Origin of the sequence: Skermanella mucosa (assembly GCF_016765655.2) — a bacterium.
In the GTDB taxonomy this organism is placed as follows: Bacteria; Pseudomonadota; Alphaproteobacteria; order Azospirillales; family Azospirillaceae; genus Skermanella; species Skermanella mucosa.
On the sequence record NZ_CP086106.1, the window covers coordinates 862,320 to 881,514 of the forward strand.

The window sequence follows — 19,195 nt, forward strand, 5'->3', positions numbered from 1 at the left end:
GTGCGCGGCGCGTGTCCAGTCGCGGGACCGGGCGGTGGTTCATCCAAACAGGCCGGAGTCGCCGATCCGAGGCGATGGCCGGCTGGTCAGGAAGTGGAAAAATGGTGTTGCGCTCAACCATCCCATCCTTAGTCAACAGCGCGAAGACGAAAATGTCCGGGGAGGCTGTCACACATGTCTGAGAACACGCTTGACCGGTTGGAACAGGAAATTCCCGCACTGCGCCGTTTCGCGCGGGCTCTGGTCGGCCACCCCGAACGGGCCGACGACCTTGTCCAGGACACCCTCGAGCGGGCCTTGACCCGTCTGGACAGCTACACGCCGGGCACCAACATGCGCGCCTGGCTCTTCACCATCCTTCGCAACGCGCACATCAACGAGCTGCGCCGCGCTCGCACCACCGCGACCCCGGACGAGACGCTGGAAGCGCTGAGCCCGCCGGCCCCGGCCGCCCAGGAGCACGGCCTCGCCGTCCGCGACCTGGAGCGGGCCCTGGCCCGGCTGACCCCGGAAATGCGCGAGGTGCTCCTGCTGATCGGCCTCGAAGGCATGAGCTACGAGGAAGCGGCCGACGTGCTGGGCGCCAAGGTCGGCACCGTCAAGTCGCGCCTCTGCCGCGGCCGCGAGGCGCTCCGCCGCCTGATGGACGGCGAAGTGGGCGAGGACGGCGTGACCCGGTTGCCCGGCCGCCCGCTGACCCCCGCCACCAGCCGCGAGATGGCCGCCGTCGTCCTGGCCTTCCAGCGCTCGGCCGCCGCCGCCGCGCGGACCGTGCACATGGGCATGGACCTCGAGGAACGCCGCACCGGGGCCTGATCCCGTATCGGACCGAGACCGGAAAGGCCGCCGCCCCGAAAGGGACGGCGGCCTTTTCTTTTTGGCTCCGCTACATGCAAGAAAGCAGGTTCAGGCCGACGCTGGGGCGGCAAGGCGCCGAAGCGCTGCCTGTCGGCGGCGCTGACGGCAGCCTGCCCCGGCCGGAGCGACCTGATCGGGCACGGCTCTGACTACCACGACGAAATCCATGTCCGCCGCCTTTCGCGCTCCTGTTCGCCAATCTCGGTGTTCTCGATGACGAAGGGCCGCTGGTCAACCCGTCACTGACTGCATCGACACGACCAATCGCATGTCAAAGGGCCAGCAGCAGATCCAGCCGGTCGGCTACCCGGAGGCTGTTGAACGGCCCCGCAGCGGGAAGGCGACGGTGCGCCGTTTCAAGACTGCTTCCAGAGTTTGGCGAAAGCCACGGCCTGGTTCTCGAGGTCATGGGGTGGCGGCAGCGGCATCGGCAGGTCGGCATCCCCAAGCGCGACGAGCAACTCGGCGGAGTCGCGCAGCCCGAGAAGTCGAATGGCCTTGTTCCTGGCCAAGCGTCCCTGCGACTACGCTGGCAACGGATCGTCCGTGACGGGGTCGGTGCCACTCGAGGTCACCGCCCCCAAGTGGTCTCGGACAATCGCCGTCATCATCGTCCCATGCGCGGCGGCATGCGTCTTGGCCCGAGCCTCAAGATCGGCCGGTGGGTTGAGCGTCGTGTTCCTCGGCATATAGCACCTCCAGGCGTTACCTGTAGATGTGGAAGCCGCTTCCACGATCGATGTCATGCCGGAAGCCACACCAACGCAAGATGCGAACAGAGCCCTTTATTCAACGTTCGCCGGCCGGAGCCTGGGAACCGGGGGCAGCCCCCGGTTCCCAGGCTCCGACGCAGGGAGCGCCCCGATCAGTTCTTGGTCTTGTCCACCAGCTTGTTGGCGGAGATCCAGGGCATCATGGCGCGCAGCTTCTCGCCGACTTCCTCGATCTGGTGCTCGGCGTTGCGGCGGCGCATGGCCTTGAAGCTGGGCTGGCCGACCTTGCACTCCTGGATCCAATCGCGGGTGAAGCGGCCGGACTGGATGTCGTCGAGGATGCGCTTCATCTCGGCCTTGGTCTCCGGCGTCACGACGCGCGGGCCGCGGGTGTAGTCGCCGTACTCGGCCGTGTTGCTGATCGAGTAGCGCATGTTGGCCATGCCGCCCTCGTAGATCAGGTCGACGATCAGCTTGACCTCGTGCAGGCACTCGAAATAGGCCATCTCGGGCGCGTAGCCGGCTTCCACCAGCGTCTCGAAGCCGGCCTGGATCAGGGCGGTGAGGCCGCCGCACAGCACGGCCTGCTCGCCGAACAGGTCGGTCTCGCACTCTTCCTTGAAGGTCGTCTCGATCACGCCGGCGCGGCCGCCGCCGTTGGCCGAGGCGTAGGACAGCGCCAGCTCCAGCGCGTTGCCCGAGGCGTTCTGATGCACCGCCACCAGCGACGGCACGCCGCCGCCGCGCACATATTCGCTGCGGACGGTGTGGCCGGGACCCTTCGGGGCGATCATGAACACGTCGATGTCGGCGCGCGGCTCGATCAGGTTGAAGTGGATGTTCAGGCCGTGGGCGAAGGCCAGGGCGGAGCCTTCCTTCATGTTGGGCGCGAGGTGGTCGCGGTACAGGTCGGCCTGCAGCTCGTCCGGAGTCAGCACCATGATCACGTCGGCGACCTTGGCGGCCTCGGCCGGGGTCATGACGGTGAAGCCGGCGGCCTCGGCCTTGGCGCCGCTCGGGCTGCCCGGACGGGCGCCGACGATCACGTCCTTTACGCCGCTGTCGCGCAGATTGTTGGCATGGGCGTGGCCCTGGCTGCCGTAGCCGACGATGCAGACTTTCTTACCCTTGATCAGGTTGACGTCGGCATCACGATCGTAATAGACGCGCATGGTGGATGTTCCTCGGTTTTCGCTACAGTCGGTTAATTCCGGGCACAATAGGCCGGGTTTGGTGCTGGGGGAAGTTCCGCGCTTTCGTTTCTACAGGCTGGCGGCGCCTTTGGAGATGGCGGCGGCGCCGGTCCGGCTGACATCGACCAGCCCGAGCTGACGCATCAGCCCGATGAAGTCGTCCAGCTGGGCCGCCGTGCCCGTCATTTCGAACACGAAGGAATTGAGCGTGGCATCGACCACGCGGGCCTTGAAGATGTCGGCGATGCGCAGGCTTTCGATGCGCCGGTCGCCGGTGCCCGCCACCTTGATCAGTGCCAGCTCGCGCTCGATGAACGGTCCCTCGTCGGTCAGGTCGCGGACCCGATGGACCGGAACCAGCCGGTCCAGCTGGTTCTTGATCTGCTCGATGATCATGCGGGTGCCGCTGGTCACGATGGTGATGCGCGAGACCTGCTGCTCGGCATCCACCTCGGCGACGGTCAGGCTCTCGATGTTGTAGCCCCGGCCGGAGAACAGGCCGATGACGCGGGCGAGCACGCCCGGCTCGTTATCGACCAGGACCGAGATGGTGTGTTTTTCGATGTTGGGTTCCACGGGACGGGCTCCAGGAGGAATGGCATGGGGACGGTTGGCATCGGCGCATGGCGACCGGCCCCGCGCCGTCGCGGGACCGGTCTTTCGACCGCGGAAAGCGGCGCCTTATACCAGGACCATGCCTTCCTCGGGAGTGCTGTCCCGCTGCATGCCGTTGCCCTGCTGGTCCGCCGGACCCAGCAGGATCTCGTTGTGGGCGCGGCCGCCGGGGATCATCGGGAAGCAGTTTTCCTTCTGGTCCACGCACATGTCCACGATCACCGGGCGGCGGATGTCGATCATCTCCTGAAGCACGGAGTCCACCTCCGACACCTTGGTGGCGCGCAATCCGACGCCGCCGAAGGCTTCCGCCAGCTTGACGAAGTCGGGCAGGGCCTCGCTGTAGCTTTCGGAATAGCGGCTGCCGTGCAGCAGCTCCTGCCACTGGCGGACCATGCCCATGTACTGGTTGTTCAGGATCAGCACCTTGATCGGCAGGCGGTACTGCACGGCGGTCGCCATCTCCTGCATGTTCATCATGAAGGAAGCCTCGCCCGACACGTCCACCACCAGCGCGTCGGGGTGGGCGATCTGGGTGCCGATGGCGGCCGGCAGGCCGTAGCCCATGGTGCCCAGCCCGCCCGAGGTCATCCAGCGGTTCGGCTCCTCGAAGGGGATGAACTGGGCGGCCCACATCTGGTGCTGGCCGACTTCCGTCGTGATGTAGGTGTCGCGGTTGCGGGTCAGCTCGCGCAGCCGCTCCAGCGCGTATTGCGGCTTGATCACCGGGTCGGTGTGGATGTAGCGCAGGCAGTCGCGGCCGCGCCATTCGGCGATCTGCGCCCACCACTGCTTCAGCGCCTCCTTGTCCGGACGCTTCTGACGGGCCTTCCAGATGCGGATCATGTCTTCCAGGACATGGGCGCAGTCGCCGACGATCGGCACGTCCACCCGGACGTTCTTGTTGATCGAGCTGGGGTCGATGTCGACATGGATCTTCTTGCTGCCCGGCGAGAACTCCGACAGCTTGCCGGTCACGCGGTCGTCGAACCGCGCGCCGATATTGATCATCACGTCGCACCCGTGCATCGCCAGGTTGGCCTCGTAGGTGCCGTGCATGCCCAGCATGCCCAGGAACTGCGGGTCCGACGCCGGATAGGCTCCCAGGCCCATCAGGGTGTTGGTGCAGGGATAGCCCGTCATGCGGACGAACTGGGTCAGCAGCTTGGACGCCAGCGGGCCGGAATTGATCACGCCGCCGCCGGTGTAGAAGATCGGCCGCTTGGCGTTGGCGATCAGCTCGACCGCCTCCTCGACGCGGGCGATCTCCGGCTTGACCTGCGGGCGGTAGGTCTTGTGCCTGACCTCGTTCGGCGGCACGTACGGGCCGTCGGCGAACTGCACGTCCTTGGGGATGTCGACCACGACGGGGCCGGGGCGGCCGCTCTTCGCGACCCAGAAGGCCTCGTGCATGGTCCGCGCCAGGTTGGCGACGTCCTTCACCAGGTAGTTGTGCTTGGTGCAGGGTCGGGTGATGCCGGTCGTGTCGGCTTCCTGGAAGGCGTCGTTGCCGATCAGGTGCGTCGGCACCTGGCCGCTCAGGCACACGATCGGGATGCTGTCCATCAGCGCGTCGGTCAGCCCGGTGACCGCGTTGGTGGCGCCGGGGCCGGACGTTACGAGAACGACGCCGACCTTGCCGGTCGAGCGCGCATAACCTTCCGCCGCATGGACAGCCGCCTGTTCGTGACGCACCAGGATGTGGCGCAGGTCGTTCTGCTTGAACAGGGCGTCATAGATCGGAAGTACCGCGCCGCCGGGATAGCCGAAAATGACGTCTACGCCCTGGTCCTTCAGGGACTTGATGACGATCTCCGCACCGGTCAGCTTGTTCTCGGACATCTTTGACTACCTTCGTGTGTAGCGCACCCGCGCGTACCGCGGATGCCTCGTCTCCGTCTATGAAAATCCCGCTGTTTCTCAGGAATTTCAGCAAGTTGGTACTTCGGCCCGGGGCTGTGCCGAGGGCCGGGAAGCCGCAACCTAATCAAAACATTTTCCAGGGTCAACCCATTTTGCGAATTATGTTGCGAACGGTTTGTTGCATGCTTTCCGAATCTTGCGCGTTGCTCACATGGCTGCCATGCGCCGGGCCGAGCTGGTGGCGGAACCAGGTGCCCTGCCGTTTGGCGTAGCGCCGGGTCGAGGTCTTCGCCGCGGCGACGGCCTCCTCCAGCCCGGCCTCGCCGCGCAGATAGGCCGAAAGCTCGGGCACGCCCAGCGCCTTCAGGGCCGGCAGGCCGGGGGAGAGGTCCAGCTCCAGCAAGGCCCGGACCTCGTCCAGCGCGCCGCGCGCCATCATGGCGTCGAAGCGCCGGTCGCAGGCGGCGTACAGCGCATCGCGCGGCGGATCGACCACGAACGGCACGAAGCGCAGGCCGGGCGGCGGGCCGGCCACCGGGTCCGACTGCCAGTCGGTGATCGACCGGCCGGTCGCCTCCAGCACCTCCAGCGCGCGGCCCAGGCGCTGGCCGTCGCCCGGCTTCAGGCGGGCCGCCGTGGCAGGGTCGCGTTCGGCCAGCAGCGCGTGCAGCCCGGCGGCGCCCAACGCCTCCCGCCGCTCCCGCACGGAGGCGCGGACCGCCTCGGGGATCGGCGGGATGTCGGCCAGCCCCTCCATCAGCGCCCGGATATAGAGGCCGGTGCCGCCGACCACGATCGGCAGCCGTCCGGCCGCGTGGGCCTCGGCGATCTCCGCCAGGGCCAGCGCCTGCCAGCGCGCCGCCGAGCAGCGCTCCGACGCCGGCAGCGCGCCGTAGAGCCGGTGCGGCGCCCGCGCCTCGTCCTCCGTGGTCGGCCGGGCGGTCAGGACCGGCAGCTCGGCGTAGATCTGCATGCTGTCGGCATTGATGACGGTGCCGCCGAATTCCTCGGCCAGATCGAGCGCCAGCGCGGATTTGCCGCTGGCGGTAGGTCCGCCGACGACGATTACGGGTTTATCTGGCATGGACAACGCTTGGTGAGACATTTCATAAAGGCGGCCGACCCTCGCCCGCGGATGCTTCCATGAACAATGTGCTGACCCTGATCGCCGATCCCGCCGCCGCCGACCTGGACGATAGCACGGTCGGCGCCGCGCGCGCCGCCCTGAAGGACCTGGGCGCCGAAACCGGCGCTCCGGACTGGCTCGCCCCCGGCGTCGCCTGCGACATCCCGTTCGACGGGCTCAACTGCGACCAGGCCGACGCGGCGCTGCACACCGCCTTGCCCGGGCGCCCGGTGGACCTGATCACCCAGCCGGCCGAGGGACGCCGCAAGCGGCTGCTGGTGGCCGACATGGAATCCACCATCATCCGGCAGGAGATGCTGGACGAACTGGCCGAGCTGGTCGGGCTCAAGGACCTGATCGCCGGGATCACCTGGCGCGCGATGAACGGCGAGATCGACTTCAAGGACGCGCTGCGCGAGCGGGTGGCGCTCCTCAAGGACCTGCCGGTCGAGGCGCTGGAGCAGGTCTACGGCCGGGTCGAGCTGATGCCGGGCGCGCTGGCGCTGGTCGCGACCATGAAGGCGAACGGCGCCTACTGTACCCTGGTGTCCGGCGGCTTCAAGTACTTCACCGAGCGGGTGCGCGCCACGGTCGGGTTCGACGAGGACCAGGCCAACGATTTCGAGATCGCCGACGGAAGGCTGAGCGGCCGGGCGGTCGAGCCGATCCTGGACAAGGATGCCAAGGTGGCGGCCCTGATCCGGGTCGCCGGCGCCCGGCGGATCCCGATCCGCGAGTCCATCGCGGTGGGCGACGGCGCCAACGACCTGCCGATGCTCCAGGCCGCCGGGCTGGGCGTCGCGTTCCACGCCAAGCCGGCGGTGGCGGCCCAGGCGCGGGCGCGGGTGGAACGTTCCGACCTGACCGCGCTGCTCTACGCCCAGGGCTACCGGGCCGAGGAGATCCAGGCGCCCCGCCTGCTCTCCTGACGTCCGGCGCTTCCCGTCACGCCGTTTTCCGCTCCGCGTCCGGAGCATCCGGAGCGTCCGTCGGCTGCGGAGCGTCCGCCGGCGGGGCAGTCTCCGGCTCCGCGGCGGCGGGGGCCATGGCGGCCGCCGCGGCCGTCGTCGCGGCGGCGACCGCCGCTACCGCCGCGGCGCTGCCCGCCAGGGTGCCCGGGGTACCCTCCGCCGAGGCCTGAGCGTCCGCCGCCGCGGGAGCGGAGGAGGGGGCCGGGGCGGGAGCAGGCGCGGGAGCCGGAGCGGTGGCCGGAGCAAGAACCGGCACGAAGTCCGAAGCCGCTGGGGCCGGGCTCTGGGTGGGGGCCGCCGGCGCGTCCGTCTTCTGCTTGAACAGGGATTCGACGGTGTCCACCAGCCGCTGCAGGATCGTATAGACCAGCGTCGCCGAGAATCCGCCGAGCAGCGCCAGCAGCGGCTTGCTGAAGGTGGCCGCCGCCGAGGTCGAGGTGACCGTCCCGGTCGCCTGGTCGATCTCCGGCCCGATCGGGATCATCTGCGACAGGACGAGCCCGGCGATCACGCCCAGCCCGATCCGGATCCAGTAGGAGGATTCGAAATGCGGGTCGTAGGTGCCGGCCCCGATATAGTTGTGTGCGACGAACAGGGCGTGGAAGCACCCGCCCATCGCCGCGGCGCTCATCAGGAAGAGCAGCACCAGGAGGCTTTCCATCCCGCTCATGGAATAGATGTCGGACGCGAGGTTGGTGAGATTGACCGAGTCCGACAGGCTGGTCAGCACGAACAGCAGGGTGAACAGAATGGCGCCGACCACCAGCCGCCGGATCGCCGGCAGCGGTCCCAGGCAGGATGTCCAGCCGTTGCGCGCCCGGTCGATCTGGAGCAGGTAGATCGTCCGGGGCGACGCCGGCGCCACCACCTTGGCCAGCTGGGTGTGGATCGCCCCGAGCGTCGCGAGCGGCACCCCTCCGGAATTCACCGCCGTCTCGACCAGGTCCAGCGACTGCATCAGCGGCTCCGATATCGCGGTCCCGGTGCCCAGCGCGTGCCGGGCCATGGCGTCGCATTCCAGGGCGATCCGCTGTGTCAGGGTGACTTCGCCCCATTCGGCTTCGGGCGAGCCGTTCGCCGCCGCCAGCTGGCCCAGTTTGTTGACCGATGTATCCGTCACGGCCCATCTCCAGAAGATTGACAACCGAAAGATTGTAACAATTCTCTTGAACCATAAATAAATACTAAAAACAGATAGAAACACGTCTATAACGTGTAGCGCATCGGGAGTTGGCTGCAACCGCCTGCCGATGTTCTTGATTTGTTTGCGCGCGCGCCTTAGTATCGGCCCGTCATCACAGCCCGGCATGCTTCCCATGGCGACCGTCATCATCACGGAAAAATCCAGTCAGGCCAAAGACCTGCGCGCCGCGCTGGGCGACCGGTTCGGCCGCATCCTGCCGGCGGAGGGGCACCTGCTGCGCTTGGCCGAGCCGGACGAGGTCAACCCCGCCTGGAAGCGCTGGTCCTCGGCCCTGCTCAAGCCCGACGGGCTGTACCCGACTCGGCCCGACCCGAACGGCAACAAGCCGGCCAAGTTCCAGGCCATCGCGTCGGCGCTCAAGGCGTGCGACCGGGTGATCCTGGCGACCGACTGCGACCGCGAGGGCCAGCTGATCGGGCAGGAGATCCTGGAGCATGTCGGGTTCCGCGGGCCGGTGCTGCGCGCCATCTTCACCGCGCAGGACCCCAAGACGATCCGCGACGCCTTCGACCGGCTGAAGCCCAACGCCGAGCTGCGCCCCGTCTACGAGGCGGCGGTCGCGCGCCAGCAGGCTGACCAGATCTTCAACCTGTCCCTGACCCGCACCGCGACCACGACCCTGCTGGCGCCGGGCGTCAAGGGCGTCATCGGCATCGGCCGGGTCAAGACGCCGACCCTGGCGATCGTCTGCCTGCGCGAGCTGGAGATCCTGAACTTCAAGCCGGAGGATTATTTCGAGGTCACGGCCACCGCGACCGTGGAGGCCGGCACCTTCCTGATGCGCCACGCCCCGCCGCCCAAGGACCGGATCAAGGACCGCGCCCGGGCGGAGGCGATCGCCGCCGCGGCCGAAGGCTGCCGGGGACCCCTGGCGGTGACGGTGGAGGAGAAGCGGCAGGGTCCCCCCCGCCTGTTCGACCTGCCCGCGCTCCAGAAGACCTGCGGCCAGCGCTGGGGCTGGAATGCCGACAAGACCCTGGCGGTGGCCCAGGAACTGTACGACGGCGACGGCAAGAAGCTGATAACCTATCCGCGCGCCGAGGCCCGCTACCTGTCGGAGAACCAGATCGCCGACGTGCCGGCGATCGTCGGCGCGCTCACGGCATTACGGGGCTTCGCCCACCTGGACATCTCCCGCCCGGTGATCCGCAAGGGCAAGTCCGGCCATTTCCACGACAAGTCGCTGGAAGGCGTGTCGCACCACGCGATCGTCCCCAACGTCAACGTCCTGAATGACCTGGAGCCCCGGCTGGCCCGGCTGAGCGACGACGAGAAGCGCCTGTTCGCGCTGATCTGCCGCTCCTACCTGGCGATCGTCATGCCGGACTACGAGTACCGCCAGACCACCATCACCATGCCGGTGCCCGTGCCGGGGTCGGTGCCCCAGGGAAAGCCGGTGGACTTTCGCACCATCGGCCGCGTGCCGATCCGGCTGGGCTGGAAGCAGGTCTTCGGCGGCACCGAGCCGGGCGCCCCCGCCGAGCCCGAGAACGAGCAGACCCTTCCCCCCGTCAACGACGGCGACCCCGCCACCCTGTCCGACGCCAAGGTGGAGGCCAAGCGCACCCAGCCACCGCCCCGCTATAACGAGGGCACCCTGATCGACGCCATGCAGAACGCCTGGCGCTTCGTCGAGGACCCGGCGCTCCGCGACCGGCTGAAGGAGGCCAAGGGCATCGGCACGCCGGCGACCCGCGCCGAGGTGATCAAGGGGCTGAAGCGGCAGAACATGCTTGCGACCGACGGCAAGCTGGTGGTGCCGACGCCGGCCGGCCTCCACCTGTTCGAGTTGCTCCGGACCTCCGCGCCCGTGCTGGTCGATCCCGGCACGACCGCCGTCTGGGAGATGCGGCTGGACGAGATCGTGACCGGCCGGGCCGAGTTCCGCCACGTCATCGACGGCATCGCGACCGAGGCCGAACGCCTGATCGGCGCCCTCCGGTCCCGCCGGGGCACCGCCCTGGACCTGGGCGCCCCGGCCCCTCCCGTCGCCAAGACCCCGTCCAGGCGCCGCGCCGCCGCACCCGGAACCGCGCGCAAGCGCAAAATCTCGGCGCCCGCGGACGGCGAGGCTCCTGCGGCACCGAAGCGCCGCCGGGCCGCCACGCCGCGCAAGGCTGCGCCCAAGCCGTCCGGCAATCCGCCGACCGAGAAGATGCTGGCCTTCGCCAACAGCCTCGCCACCCGCAAGGGCGTCCCGCTGCCCCCGGAGGTAAGCACCGACTTCGACGCCTGCCGCAAGTTCCTGGACGCGCACGCCAAGGCCTCGCCCTGACATCCGGAGGGTGCGCGTCCCGCGCACCATGGGCGGCGTGACGCCGCCCCTCCCCGGAAACGAAGACGGCGGACGCCTCAGACCGTCAGCGACCCCGCCTTGGCGGCGGCATATCGCTCGCCCACCTTGTCCCAGTTCACCGTGTTCCACCAAGCCTTCAGGTAGTCGGCCCGGCGGTTCTGGTAGGTCAGGTAATAGGCGTGCTCCCACACGTCGTTGCCCATCAGCACGCGCTTGCCGTCCATCAGAGGCGTGTCCTGGTTCGGCCTGCTGTCCAGCGCCAGCTTGCCCTGGCGGTCCACCGTCACGAACACCCAGCCGGACCCGAACACCCGCGCCCCGGCGCCGTTGAACAGCTCCTTCATGGATTCCAGTCCGCCCAGGTCGCGGTCGATCGCGGCCTTCAGCTCGCCCGCCGGGGCACCGCCGCCCGGCCCCATGATCTGCCAGAACATGGTGTGGTTGGCGTGCCCGCCGCCATTGTTCCGGATCGCCGTCCGCACCGCCTCGGGCATCTCACCCAGCTTCGCCAGGATGTTCTGGAGCGGCATCTCCGCGACCCTGGAATGGTCCTTCACCGCATTGTTCAGGTTGTTGACATAGGCCGCGTGATGGCGCCCATGGTGGATCTCCATGGTCTTCGCATCGATGTGCGGCTCCAGCGCCGACGGCGCATAGCCCAGCGGCTCCAGCTTGAACGGCCCCGCCGGCGCCTGGGCCCACGCCCGGCCCACCGCTCCGCCCGCCAGAGTGACCATCGAGACAGCCCCCGCACCCGCAAGAAATCCGCGGCGCCCCATCATCAGCATCGCTCGTGCCCTCCCTGATGCAGTCTTCGACCGGCGCCGGTTCCCCTTGGGCGGGTCTCGGCGCCACCGATTGCTAGATGGGATCGGCTGCTGCTTCTACGAAGCTGGACAAGATGCCTTACCCCACCGTTCCGAACATCGCGGTAGGATGCCGACCGATCTTGCGGAGAGGACCTTGGAATGGCGATGAGCCGGGGGAGTGCTGGGAGTACCCAGAAAAAGCTGCGCCCTGGGCGCATGCCGAAGGCAGAGGCGGGTCCAGGGCGTACCAAACGATAATGTCTACTGGACCCGACTCCGTCAAGAAGCCTTTCACCTATACCGAGGAGAGGCTTGCCGCCCTTACGGCTTCTCTATCGCCCGAGCGCATGAGGACATATCTTTCCAGGATGGACGGCGATCGGGAACGTGCGATCCGATTGTACGCGTGGAATGCGACTGTCAGCGCCGCCTTCTATGAACCCCTCCAAGGACTCGAAATCGCATTGCGGAATGCGATGCATCGTGAGCTCACGGCGAAGTTCGGCCTCCTCTGGTACGAGAATCCCCTATGCGGGCTGGACACCAAGACCCTTGCGAAGCTCGCCGCGACCCGGGGCGAACTGCTGCGGGACAGGTACGACGACACTCCGCCCCAGATCGTGTCCGCGCTCTCGTTCGGCTTCTGGATCGCGTTGCTGGGACCGGGCGGGCAGAGTCCCTTTTCCGGACGGGCCAATTATGAAATGACGCTCTGGCGGCCGGCGCTGTTCAAGGCATTTCCTCACAAGAGGATCAGCCGCAAGGCGGCGCATGCGCCCCTGGATTATCTCAGGGTATTCCGTAACCGGATCGCGCACCATGAACCGATCTTCAGCCGGCATTTGGCCAGGGATTACGAGTCCATCCTCGAAGTCACGGGCTGGATCTGCCCGGCGACCAGGGATTGGATCGCACATCACAGCCGTGTCGGCGAAGTCCTCGACACCCGGTACAACGATCCGGCCCTGGGATGCTGAAGGCCGCCCCGGCGCTCCCTTCGGCTATTCCACCGCCTCGAAGCTTGCATAAAGCTTCCGCGCCCGCTCCACCACCTCCCACGTCCCCACGAACCCCGCCGGCATCACGAAGGCGTCCCCCGCCTTGAAGGTCCGCTCGCCGCCCGCCTCGTCGCGCACCACGACCACGCCCGCCAGCAGGTGGCAGAACTCGTTCTCGGTGAAGTTCACCCGCCACACGCCGGGGGCGCCCTCCCAGACGCCGGCCGAGAACTGACCGGTTGCATCGGTGAAATGGTTCCACGCCACCTGGTCGGGAGATCCCGCGAGGATGCGCTCCTCGTCCGGGCGGATGACGTACTCCTCGGACGGGGTCTCCCCGATCACGGCGAGGTCGGAGACGCGTTTCGACATGAAATTTCCTTTTTCCGGGGGCGCCGCGCATCGGATGCTCCGAAATGCGCTGGCTGTATTGCATTAAAGTCTAGTCCCTTGAGACGCGAAGGGGCAGGGGCTATGTTGACGCCCAGAGGCGAGTCCGGCCCCCGGGCCGGGCAGTTCGGGTCCCCCGATGGAACGTGAATCAGAGAATTAAAGAAATGGCCAAGCCGCGCACTCTCTTCGACAAGATCTGGGACAGCCACGTCGTCCACCGCCAGGAGGACGGCACCTGCGTCCTCTATATCGACCGTCACCTGGTGCACGAAGTGACCAGCCCGCAGGCTTTCGAGGGACTGCGACTTGCCGGGCGCAAGGTGCGCCGGCCGGAAGCGACGCTGGCCGTCGCCGACCATAACGTGCCGACCAGCGACCGCAGCGAGGGCATCGCCGACGAGGAGAGTCGCATCCAGGTCGAGACGCTGGAGATGAATGCCCGCGACTTCGGCGTGCCTTATTACGCCATGGACGACATCCGCCAGGGCATCGTCCACATCATCGGGCCGGAGCAGGGACTGACCCAGCCGGGCATGACCATCGTGTGCGGCGACAGCCACACCGCGACCCACGGCGCGTTCGGCGCGCTGGCCTTCGGCATCGGCACGTCCGAGGTCGAGCACGTGCTGGCGACCCAGACGCTCCAGCAGCGCCCGGCCAAGAACATGCGCATCACGGTGGACGGCGACTTGGCCCTCGGCGTCACCGCCAAGGACCTGATCCTGGCCGTGATCGGCGTGATCGGCACCGCCGGCGGCACCGGCCACGTCATCGAATACGCCGGCAAGGCGATCCGCGACCTGTCCATGGAAGGCCGCATGACCGTCTGCAACATGTCGATCGAGGCGGGCGCCCGCGCCGGCCTGATCGCCCCGGACGACACCACCTTCGACTACCTGAAGGGCCGCCCCCACGCCCCCAAGGCCGGCGCCTGGGAGCAGGCCGTCGCCTACTGGCGCACGCTGCCCAGCGACGACGGCGCGGTCTATGACAAGGAGGTGGTGCTGAAGGCGGAGGACATCGTGCCGCAGGTCACCTGGGGCACCAGCCCGCAGGACGTGCTGCCGATCACCGGTTCCGTGCCCAACCCGGCCGACATCGCCGACAAGGCGAAGCGCGCCGCGATCGAGCGGGCGCTGGACTACATGGGCCTGACCCCCGGCACGCCGCTCAACCAGGTCAAGGTGGACAAGGTCTTCATCGGCTCCTGCACCAACGGCCGGATCGAGGACCTGCGCGCCGCGGCCACGGTCGCCCGGGGCCGCAAGGTCGCCGACGGCGTCTACGCCATGATCGTCCCCGGCTCCGGCCTCGTGAAGGAGCAGGCGGAGGAAGAGGGCCTGGACGTGATCTTCAAGGAGGCCGGCTTCGACTGGCGCGAGCCCGGCTGCTCCATGTGCCTCGCCATGAACGCCGACAAGCTCAACCCCGGCGAGCGCTGCGCCTCCACCTCGAACCGCAACTTCGAGGGTCGGCAGGGCCGCGGCGGCCGTACCCACCTGGTCAGCCCGGCGATGGCCGTGGCGGCGGCGGTGACCGGCCACCTGACCGACATCCGCGAACTCGCCTGAGGAGCGTCCCGCATCATGGAAAAATTCACCACGCTGACCGGGGTCGCGGCCCCCTTGCCGATCATCAACGTCGATACCGACATGCTGATCCCCAAGCAGTTCCTCAAGACGATCAAGCGGACCGGCCTGGGCAAGCACCTGTTCGACGAGATGCGCTACACCCCGGAAGGGGCGGAGAAGCCCGACTTCGTGCTGAACAAGCCGGCCTACCGCCAGGCGAAGATCCTGGTCGCCGGCGACAATTTCGGCTGCGGCTCCTCGCGCGAGCATGCCCCCTGGGCGCTGGCCGATTTCGGCATCCGCTGCGTCATCGCACCCAGCTTCGCGGACATCTTCTACAATAACTGCTTCAAGAACGGCATCCTGCCGATCGTCCTGCCGCAGGAGCAGGTGGACCTGCTGATGGACGACGCCGAGCGCGGCTCCAACGCCGTCGTCACGGTGGACCTGGAGAAGCAGGAGATCACCGGCCCCGACGGCGGCAAGATCGGCTTCGAGGTCGATGCCTTCCGAAAGCACTGCCTGTTGAACGGCCTGGACGACATCGGGCTGACGCTGGAGCACGCCGGCTCGATCGACACTTACGAGACATCGCAGCGCGGCACGCAACCCTGGCTGTGGGCATAGCGCATCAGGGGAGCTTTTCAGGAGCGCCCCGGCGCACTACAAAGCTCCCCAGCACATAATCCATGGAGTGAACACGCGATGTCCGCCAACAAGAAGCTGCTGATACTGCCCGGTGATGGTATCGGCCCGGAAGTGATGCGCCAGGTGCGGCGTGTGATCGACTGGATGGATCGCAAGAGGCGTGTGACGTTCGACGTTCAGGAAGGCCTGGTCGGCGGCATCGCCATCGACCACTACGGCGTTCCCATTTCCGACGAGACGATGGCCGACGCCATGGGCGTCGACGCCGTGCTGCTGGGCGCCGTCGGCGGCCCCAAGTGGGACAATATCGGCTTCGACAAGCGCCCCGAGGCCGGCCTGCTGCGCCTGCGCAAGGAGCTGGGCCTGTTCGCCAACCTGCGCCCGGCGATCGTGTTCGACGCCCTGGTGGACGCCTCGACCCTCAAGCCGGACATCGTCCGCGGCCTGGACCTGATGATCGTCCGCGAGCTGACCGGCGGCGTCTATTTCGGCGAGCCGCGCGGGATCGAGGAACTGCCCGATGGCCAGCGCCGCGGCGTCAACACCCAGGTCTACACCACGTCGGAGATCCACCGCGTCGCCCGCGTCGCCTTCGAGTTGGCGCGCAAGCGTCAGAACAAGGTCTGCTCGGTCGAGAAGGCCAACGTGATGGAATCCGGCCTGCTGTGGCGCCAGGAGGTGACCGCCCTGCACAAGGCCGAGTACTCCGACGTCGAGCTGTCGCACATGTACGCCGACAACTGCGCCATGCAGCTGATCAAGAACCCCAAGCAGTTCGACGTCATCGTCACCGACAACCTGTTCGGCGACATGCTGTCGGACGAGGCGGCGATGATGACCGGCTCGCTCGGCATGCTGCCGTCCGCCTCGCTGGGTGCCCCCGACGACACCGGCCGCCGCCGCGCCCTGTACGAGCCGGTCCACGGCTCCGCCCCGGACATCGCCGGCCGCGACCTCGCCAACCCGATCGCGACGCTGCTCAGCTTCGCCATGATGCTGCGCTACTCGTTCGACATGAACGAGGACGCCGACCTGATCGAGAAGGCGGTCCAGACCGTGCTGAACGGCGGCACCCGCACCTCCGACATCATGGCGCCGGGCATGGCCCGCTGCTCCACGTCGGTGATGGGCGACTCGATCGTCCGCGTGCTGGACAAGATCGCCTCCTGAACCGGTCCGAAGCGCGGGCCGCCCCCGGCCCGCGCTTCCCGATCCCGCTACGCCTCGCGTCAGCGCGCCGCATCGACCATCGCGCGTAGAACCGTCATGAAATGCATGTGGAGGCATGCAAGGGGCGGTTCGTGGGGCACGATTACGATGCGACGATCAAGGCGCTGGTCTGGACCGGCACCCCGGCCCTGCTGCGCCTGCTGACCGGCGCCGACGTCGAGCGCTTCGTCCCCACCGAGTTCGCCAGCATCCGCCTGCGCCGCCCCGACATGGTGGCCGAGCTGGCCGGCGGCGGCGTCTTCCACCTGGAACTGGAATCAGGCACTTCCCCGGACATCGTCTGGCGGATGTACGAGTATTACGGCCTGACCTCCGAACGCTACGGCAACGCGCCGGTCACCCAGCTCGTGCTGCGCCTCGGCGAGCGCCGGGCCGACGAGCCCGCCGGCATCTTCCATCCCAACCTGAACTTCCGCTTCGAAGTCCGCTACATCGCCGACTTCGACGCCGGCCCGCTGCTCGACAGCCCATCGCCCGACGACGCGGTACTGGCAATCCTGTGCAAATGCGACGATATTCGAGAGCGCGTGCGCGCGATCCTGAAGCGGCTCGCGACACTCGGCAGGCGGGACCGGAACGACGCGGCCAACCGGCTGCTGACCCTGTCGAAACTGCGGAAAGCCGCCCCGGTCGTAGTGGAGGAGGTCAGGAACATGGCAGTGCAGTTCACGCTCGAAGAATACCCGCTGTACGACGAGGCGTTCGCGAAGGGACAGGTGAAAAGCCTGCTGCGCCTTATCGAGCGCCGCATCGGATCGGTTCCCGGCCATGTGGCTGAGCGCGTCCGCCAGGGATCTGCCGATGATCTCGACCGCTGGTTCGACGCCGTCGACGATAGCCGGAAGCTGACCGCCGCCGAACTCGATTCGATCCTCGATCTGCGTCCAAACTGACATGCCGCTTCCTGGACAACCACCGCCCTGATCGGCAGAGCGCCCCATCACCGTAGGTCGGACTTCGCCCGCAGGGCGAACTCCGACTCCAGCCTCCGACTTGTCCTTGATGGGAGACCGATGAGATGGCAGTGCAGTTCACGCTCGAAGAATACCCGCTCTATGACGAGGCGTTCGCGAAGGGCATGGCCAAGGGGGATGTGAAAAGACTGCTGCGCCTTATCGAGCGCCGTGTCGGAACGGTTCCCGACAATGTGGCCGAGCGCGTCCGCAACGGTTCGGCCGAAGATTTTGACCGTTGGTTCGACGCCATCGGCGACAGCGGGAACCTGACCGCCGCCGAACTCGATTCTATTCTCGACCTGCGGACGAACTGACATGCTGTTTCCTGGCAGACGATCTCCCTGATCGGCAGAGCGCCCCATCCTCGTAGGTCGGACTTCGCCCGCAGGGCGAACTTCGACACCAGCCTCCGACTTGTCCATGATGGGAGACCGATGCGATGGCGGTGGAGTTCACTCTCGAAGAATACCCGCTATACGACGAGGCGTTCGCCAAGGGCTTCGCGGTGGGCCATGCCGAGGGCTTTAACAGAGGCTATGCCAAGGGCTTCGCGGTGGGCTATGCCAAGCGCCAGACAAAGTCCCTGCTCCATTTGATCGAATGTTGCTGCGGGTCGGTTCCCGACCACGTGCCGGACCGCATACTCGCGGGATCGAACGAAGACCGCGACCGCTGGCTCAAGGCCATCATCGGCGCCGACAATCTGACCACCGCCGATCTCGACGCGATCCTGAACCTGCAACCGTCCTGACATCGCCACCCACTCCGCCTGCCGGAGCCGGGAACCCGGGGGTCAGACCACCATTTCCCCGGAACTTCGGCACTCGGAAAAGCGATTGGGAAATGGTGGTCTGACCCCCGGGTTCCCTCGCCAACGCCGACGCTCGGTACCTATCCGCGCCTGCCCATGATCCCGTCTGCTTCCCGCTTAGCCGCCTCCGCTCCCGCCGGATCACCTGTCCGTTCAAGACAGTCGGCCAGATTGTAAAGGCTTTGCGCCAGATCTCGCGCGAACCGTGCGGGCAACGCCCCGGTCAGCCGTCGCCGTATTTCGACGGCTTCGCGGATGACGTCGAGCGCCGCTCTGTCGTCGCCGGCCTCACCGAGAAAGTTGGACAGGTTGTTTAGAAGTGTGGCCCGCTCTTCTTCTCCAAGGGTCGCCACGTTCAGAAGAGCACGGCAGATCGCCGCCGCGAGCGGAGCCAGCCGAAAGGTCGCCTGCTCCGAAGTCTCCCCCCGGTCCAGCCTCCGTTGCTCGCGCCTCACCAGCGCCCTGACGATCTCCGCGCCCGCAAGTTCGAAGGTCGGCGCCCGGTCAAGCACGGCATGCACCGCCGCCGCCGCCGCGAACAGCGGCAATCCGTGCCGGGCGGGATCGCGCCCATGCCAGGCGGCGGCGGCCGCCTCGTCCGGCACCGCCACCGGCTCAGCCCTGCCGAAATGCCCGCTCAGCCGTGCGACCGCGTCCCGCACCAGCGCGCAGGTCTGGCCGGCGTCGAGCGGACCGACCGCGACCTCCTGCCCGTCGCACAACTCGCTGGTCCCCGCCGCGATCAACTCATCCGACCACCATTCCAGCGGATGGCGGGAGACCGGCAGCAGCCGGATCGGGCAGGCCGTCCGCTCCAGCGAGCCGGATGCCTTCAGCAGGGACCGGACCGCCGCCCGGCTCTCCTCCGGATAGTCGATCACCACGAACGCCCCGGCTTCGACCCGTCCGACCGCGAAGGTGATTGCCACATGACCGATAC

19 protein-coding genes are annotated in these 19,195 nt (G+C 67.5%); 10 read left to right on the forward strand and 9 right to left on the reverse strand.

Features of this window, described 5'->3' with window-relative positions; genetic code table 11:
• Positions 1–174 precede the first annotated feature (174 nt).
• Positions 175–816, forward strand: coding sequence for a sigma-70 family RNA polymerase sigma factor (locus JL100_RS03935; protein ID WP_202681757.1), 642 nt, complete (start codon positions 175–177; stop codon positions 814–816).
• 398 nt (positions 817–1,214) lie between these two features.
• Here JL100_RS03935 and JL100_RS03940 read toward each other — a convergent pair whose 3' ends face one another.
• From JL100_RS03940 to miaA, 5 genes are all read right to left on the reverse strand, one after another.
• A complete protein-coding gene (locus JL100_RS03940) occupies positions 1,215–1,370 on the reverse strand; it encodes a hypothetical protein (protein WP_202681756.1) in 156 nt (51 codons plus the stop codon).
• Positions 1,371–1,723: 353 nt separating this feature from the next.
• Positions 1,724–2,743 carry a ketol-acid reductoisomerase gene (gene ilvC, locus JL100_RS03945; RefSeq protein ID WP_202681755.1) on the reverse strand — a complete coding sequence of 340 codons (1,020 nt, stop codon included), beginning with the start codon at positions 2,741–2,743 and terminating at the stop codon, positions 1,724–1,726.
• A gap of 90 nt (positions 2,744–2,833) precedes the next feature.
• Positions 2,834–3,340, reverse strand: coding sequence for an acetolactate synthase small subunit (ilvN, locus tag JL100_RS03950; protein WP_202681754.1), 507 nt, complete (start codon positions 3,338–3,340; stop codon positions 2,834–2,836).
• Between the two features lie 105 nt (positions 3,341–3,445).
• Complete coding sequence (locus JL100_RS03955; RefSeq protein WP_202681753.1) at positions 3,446–5,221, reverse strand: acetolactate synthase 3 large subunit; 1,776 nt, start codon at positions 5,219–5,221, stop codon at positions 3,446–3,448.
• A 163-nt stretch (positions 5,222–5,384) separates the two neighbouring features.
• Positions 5,385–6,326 (reverse strand): tRNA (adenosine(37)-N6)-dimethylallyltransferase MiaA, encoded by a 942-nt coding sequence (miaA, locus tag JL100_RS03960; RefSeq protein ID WP_202681752.1) that lies wholly within the window; start codon positions 6,324–6,326, stop codon positions 5,385–5,387.
• Between the two features lie 59 nt (positions 6,327–6,385).
• Between miaA and serB the strand changes: the two genes are divergently transcribed.
• Entirely contained in the window at positions 6,386–7,297 is a 912-nt protein-coding gene (gene serB, locus JL100_RS03965) for a phosphoserine phosphatase SerB (RefSeq protein ID WP_202681751.1), read from the forward strand.
• Positions 7,298–7,313: 16 nt separating this feature from the next.
• Here the strand turns inward: serB and JL100_RS03970 are convergent, their stop codons facing one another.
• Entirely contained in the window at positions 7,314–8,459 is a 1,146-nt protein-coding gene (locus JL100_RS03970) for a hypothetical protein (protein ID WP_202681750.1), read from the reverse strand.
• 196 nt (positions 8,460–8,655) lie between these two features.
• On the opposite strand from JL100_RS03970, the gene JL100_RS03975 reads away from it, so the two are divergent.
• The gene (locus tag JL100_RS03975) at positions 8,656–10,818 is read left to right on the forward strand and encodes a DNA topoisomerase (protein ID WP_202681749.1); all 2,163 of its coding nucleotides are present in this window, start codon (positions 8,656–8,658) and stop codon (positions 10,816–10,818) included.
• A 77-nt stretch (positions 10,819–10,895) separates the two neighbouring features.
• On the opposite strand, the gene JL100_RS03980 is transcribed toward JL100_RS03975, so the two are convergent.
• Positions 10,896–11,576, reverse strand: a complete 681-nt coding sequence (locus JL100_RS03980; RefSeq protein WP_202681748.1) for a superoxide dismutase — start codon at positions 11,574–11,576, stop codon at positions 10,896–10,898.
• Between the two features lie 440 nt (positions 11,577–12,016).
• On the opposite strand from JL100_RS03980, the gene JL100_RS03985 reads away from it, so the two are divergent.
• Entirely contained in the window at positions 12,017–12,625 is a 609-nt protein-coding gene (locus JL100_RS03985) for a hypothetical protein (protein ID WP_228421059.1), read from the forward strand.
• Between the two features lie 24 nt (positions 12,626–12,649).
• Here JL100_RS03985 and JL100_RS03990 read toward each other — a convergent pair whose 3' ends face one another.
• Entirely contained in the window at positions 12,650–13,018 is a 369-nt protein-coding gene (locus tag JL100_RS03990; protein ID WP_202681746.1) for a cupin domain-containing protein, read from the reverse strand.
• 185 nt (positions 13,019–13,203) lie between these two features.
• On the opposite strand from JL100_RS03990, the gene leuC reads away from it, so the two are divergent.
• The 6 genes from leuC to JL100_RS04020 all read left to right on the forward strand — a co-directional run bounded on the left by leuC (position 13,204) and on the right by JL100_RS04020 (position 18,195).
• Positions 13,204–14,610: a 3-isopropylmalate dehydratase large subunit gene (leuC, locus tag JL100_RS03995; RefSeq protein ID WP_202681745.1), complete on the forward strand. Its 1,407-nt coding sequence runs from the start codon at positions 13,204–13,206 to the stop codon at positions 14,608–14,610.
• A gap of 15 nt (positions 14,611–14,625) precedes the next feature.
• Positions 14,626–15,237, forward strand: a complete 612-nt coding sequence (gene leuD / locus JL100_RS04000) for a 3-isopropylmalate dehydratase small subunit (RefSeq protein ID WP_202681744.1) — start codon at positions 14,626–14,628, stop codon at positions 15,235–15,237.
• A 78-nt stretch (positions 15,238–15,315) separates the two neighbouring features.
• Complete coding sequence (gene leuB / locus JL100_RS04005) at positions 15,316–16,428, forward strand: 3-isopropylmalate dehydrogenase (RefSeq protein ID WP_202681743.1); 1,113 nt, start codon at positions 15,316–15,318, stop codon at positions 16,426–16,428.
• A gap of 107 nt (positions 16,429–16,535) precedes the next feature.
• Entirely contained in the window at positions 16,536–17,381 is an 846-nt protein-coding gene (locus JL100_RS04010) for an RpnC/YadD family protein (RefSeq protein ID WP_202681742.1), read from the forward strand.
• Positions 17,382–17,506: 125 nt separating this feature from the next.
• Entirely contained in the window at positions 17,507–17,758 is a 252-nt protein-coding gene (locus JL100_RS04015; RefSeq protein WP_202681741.1) for a hypothetical protein, read from the forward strand.
• A gap of 125 nt (positions 17,759–17,883) precedes the next feature.
• A complete protein-coding gene (locus JL100_RS04020) occupies positions 17,884–18,195 on the forward strand; it encodes a hypothetical protein (protein ID WP_202681740.1) in 312 nt (103 codons plus the stop codon).
• Between the two features lie 140 nt (positions 18,196–18,335).
• Here the strand turns inward: JL100_RS04020 and JL100_RS04025 are convergent, their stop codons facing one another.
• The gene (locus JL100_RS04025; protein ID WP_202681739.1) at positions 18,336–19,184 is read right to left on the reverse strand and encodes a tetratricopeptide repeat protein; all 849 of its coding nucleotides are present in this window, start codon (positions 19,182–19,184) and stop codon (positions 18,336–18,338) included.
• Positions 19,185–19,195: the final 11 nt, after the last annotated feature.

Excerpts from the sequence above, each read along its gene's own strand:
- serB (WP_202681751.1), top strand. The coding sequence starts at position 6,386 with ATGAACAATGTGCTGACCCTGATCGCCGATCCCGCCGCCGCCGACCTG.
- JL100_RS03985 (WP_228421059.1), top strand. The coding sequence starts at position 12,017 with ATGGACGGCGATCGGGAACGTGCGATCCGATTGTACGCGTGGAATGCG.
- leuB (WP_202681743.1), top strand. The coding sequence starts at position 15,316 with ATGTCCGCCAACAAGAAGCTGCTGATACTGCCCGGTGATGGTATCGGC.
- leuD (WP_202681744.1), top strand. The coding sequence starts at position 14,626 with ATGGAAAAATTCACCACGCTGACCGGGGTCGCGGCCCCCTTGCCGATC.
- JL100_RS04020 (WP_202681740.1), top strand. The coding sequence starts at position 17,884 with ATGGCGGTGGAGTTCACTCTCGAAGAATACCCGCTATACGACGAGGCG.
- ilvC (WP_202681755.1), bottom strand. The coding sequence starts at position 2,743 with ATGCGCGTCTATTACGATCGTGATGCCGACGTCAACCTGATCAAGGGT.
- miaA (WP_202681752.1), bottom strand. The coding sequence starts at position 6,326 with ATGCCAGATAAACCCGTAATCGTCGTCGGCGGACCTACCGCCAGCGGC.
- leuC (WP_202681745.1), top strand. The coding sequence starts at position 13,204 with ATGGCCAAGCCGCGCACTCTCTTCGACAAGATCTGGGACAGCCACGTC.
- JL100_RS03975 (WP_202681749.1), top strand. The coding sequence starts at position 8,656 with ATGGCGACCGTCATCATCACGGAAAAATCCAGTCAGGCCAAAGACCTG.
- JL100_RS03955 (WP_202681753.1), bottom strand. The coding sequence starts at position 5,221 with ATGTCCGAGAACAAGCTGACCGGTGCGGAGATCGTCATCAAGTCCCTG.
- JL100_RS03990 (WP_202681746.1), bottom strand. The coding sequence starts at position 13,018 with ATGTCGAAACGCGTCTCCGACCTCGCCGTGATCGGGGAGACCCCGTCC.
- JL100_RS03935 (WP_202681757.1), top strand. The coding sequence starts at position 175 with ATGTCTGAGAACACGCTTGACCGGTTGGAACAGGAAATTCCCGCACTG.
- JL100_RS04015 (WP_202681741.1), top strand. The coding sequence starts at position 17,507 with ATGGCAGTGCAGTTCACGCTCGAAGAATACCCGCTCTATGACGAGGCG.
- JL100_RS03980 (WP_202681748.1), bottom strand. The coding sequence starts at position 11,576 with ATGGTCACTCTGGCGGGCGGAGCGGTGGGCCGGGCGTGGGCCCAGGCG.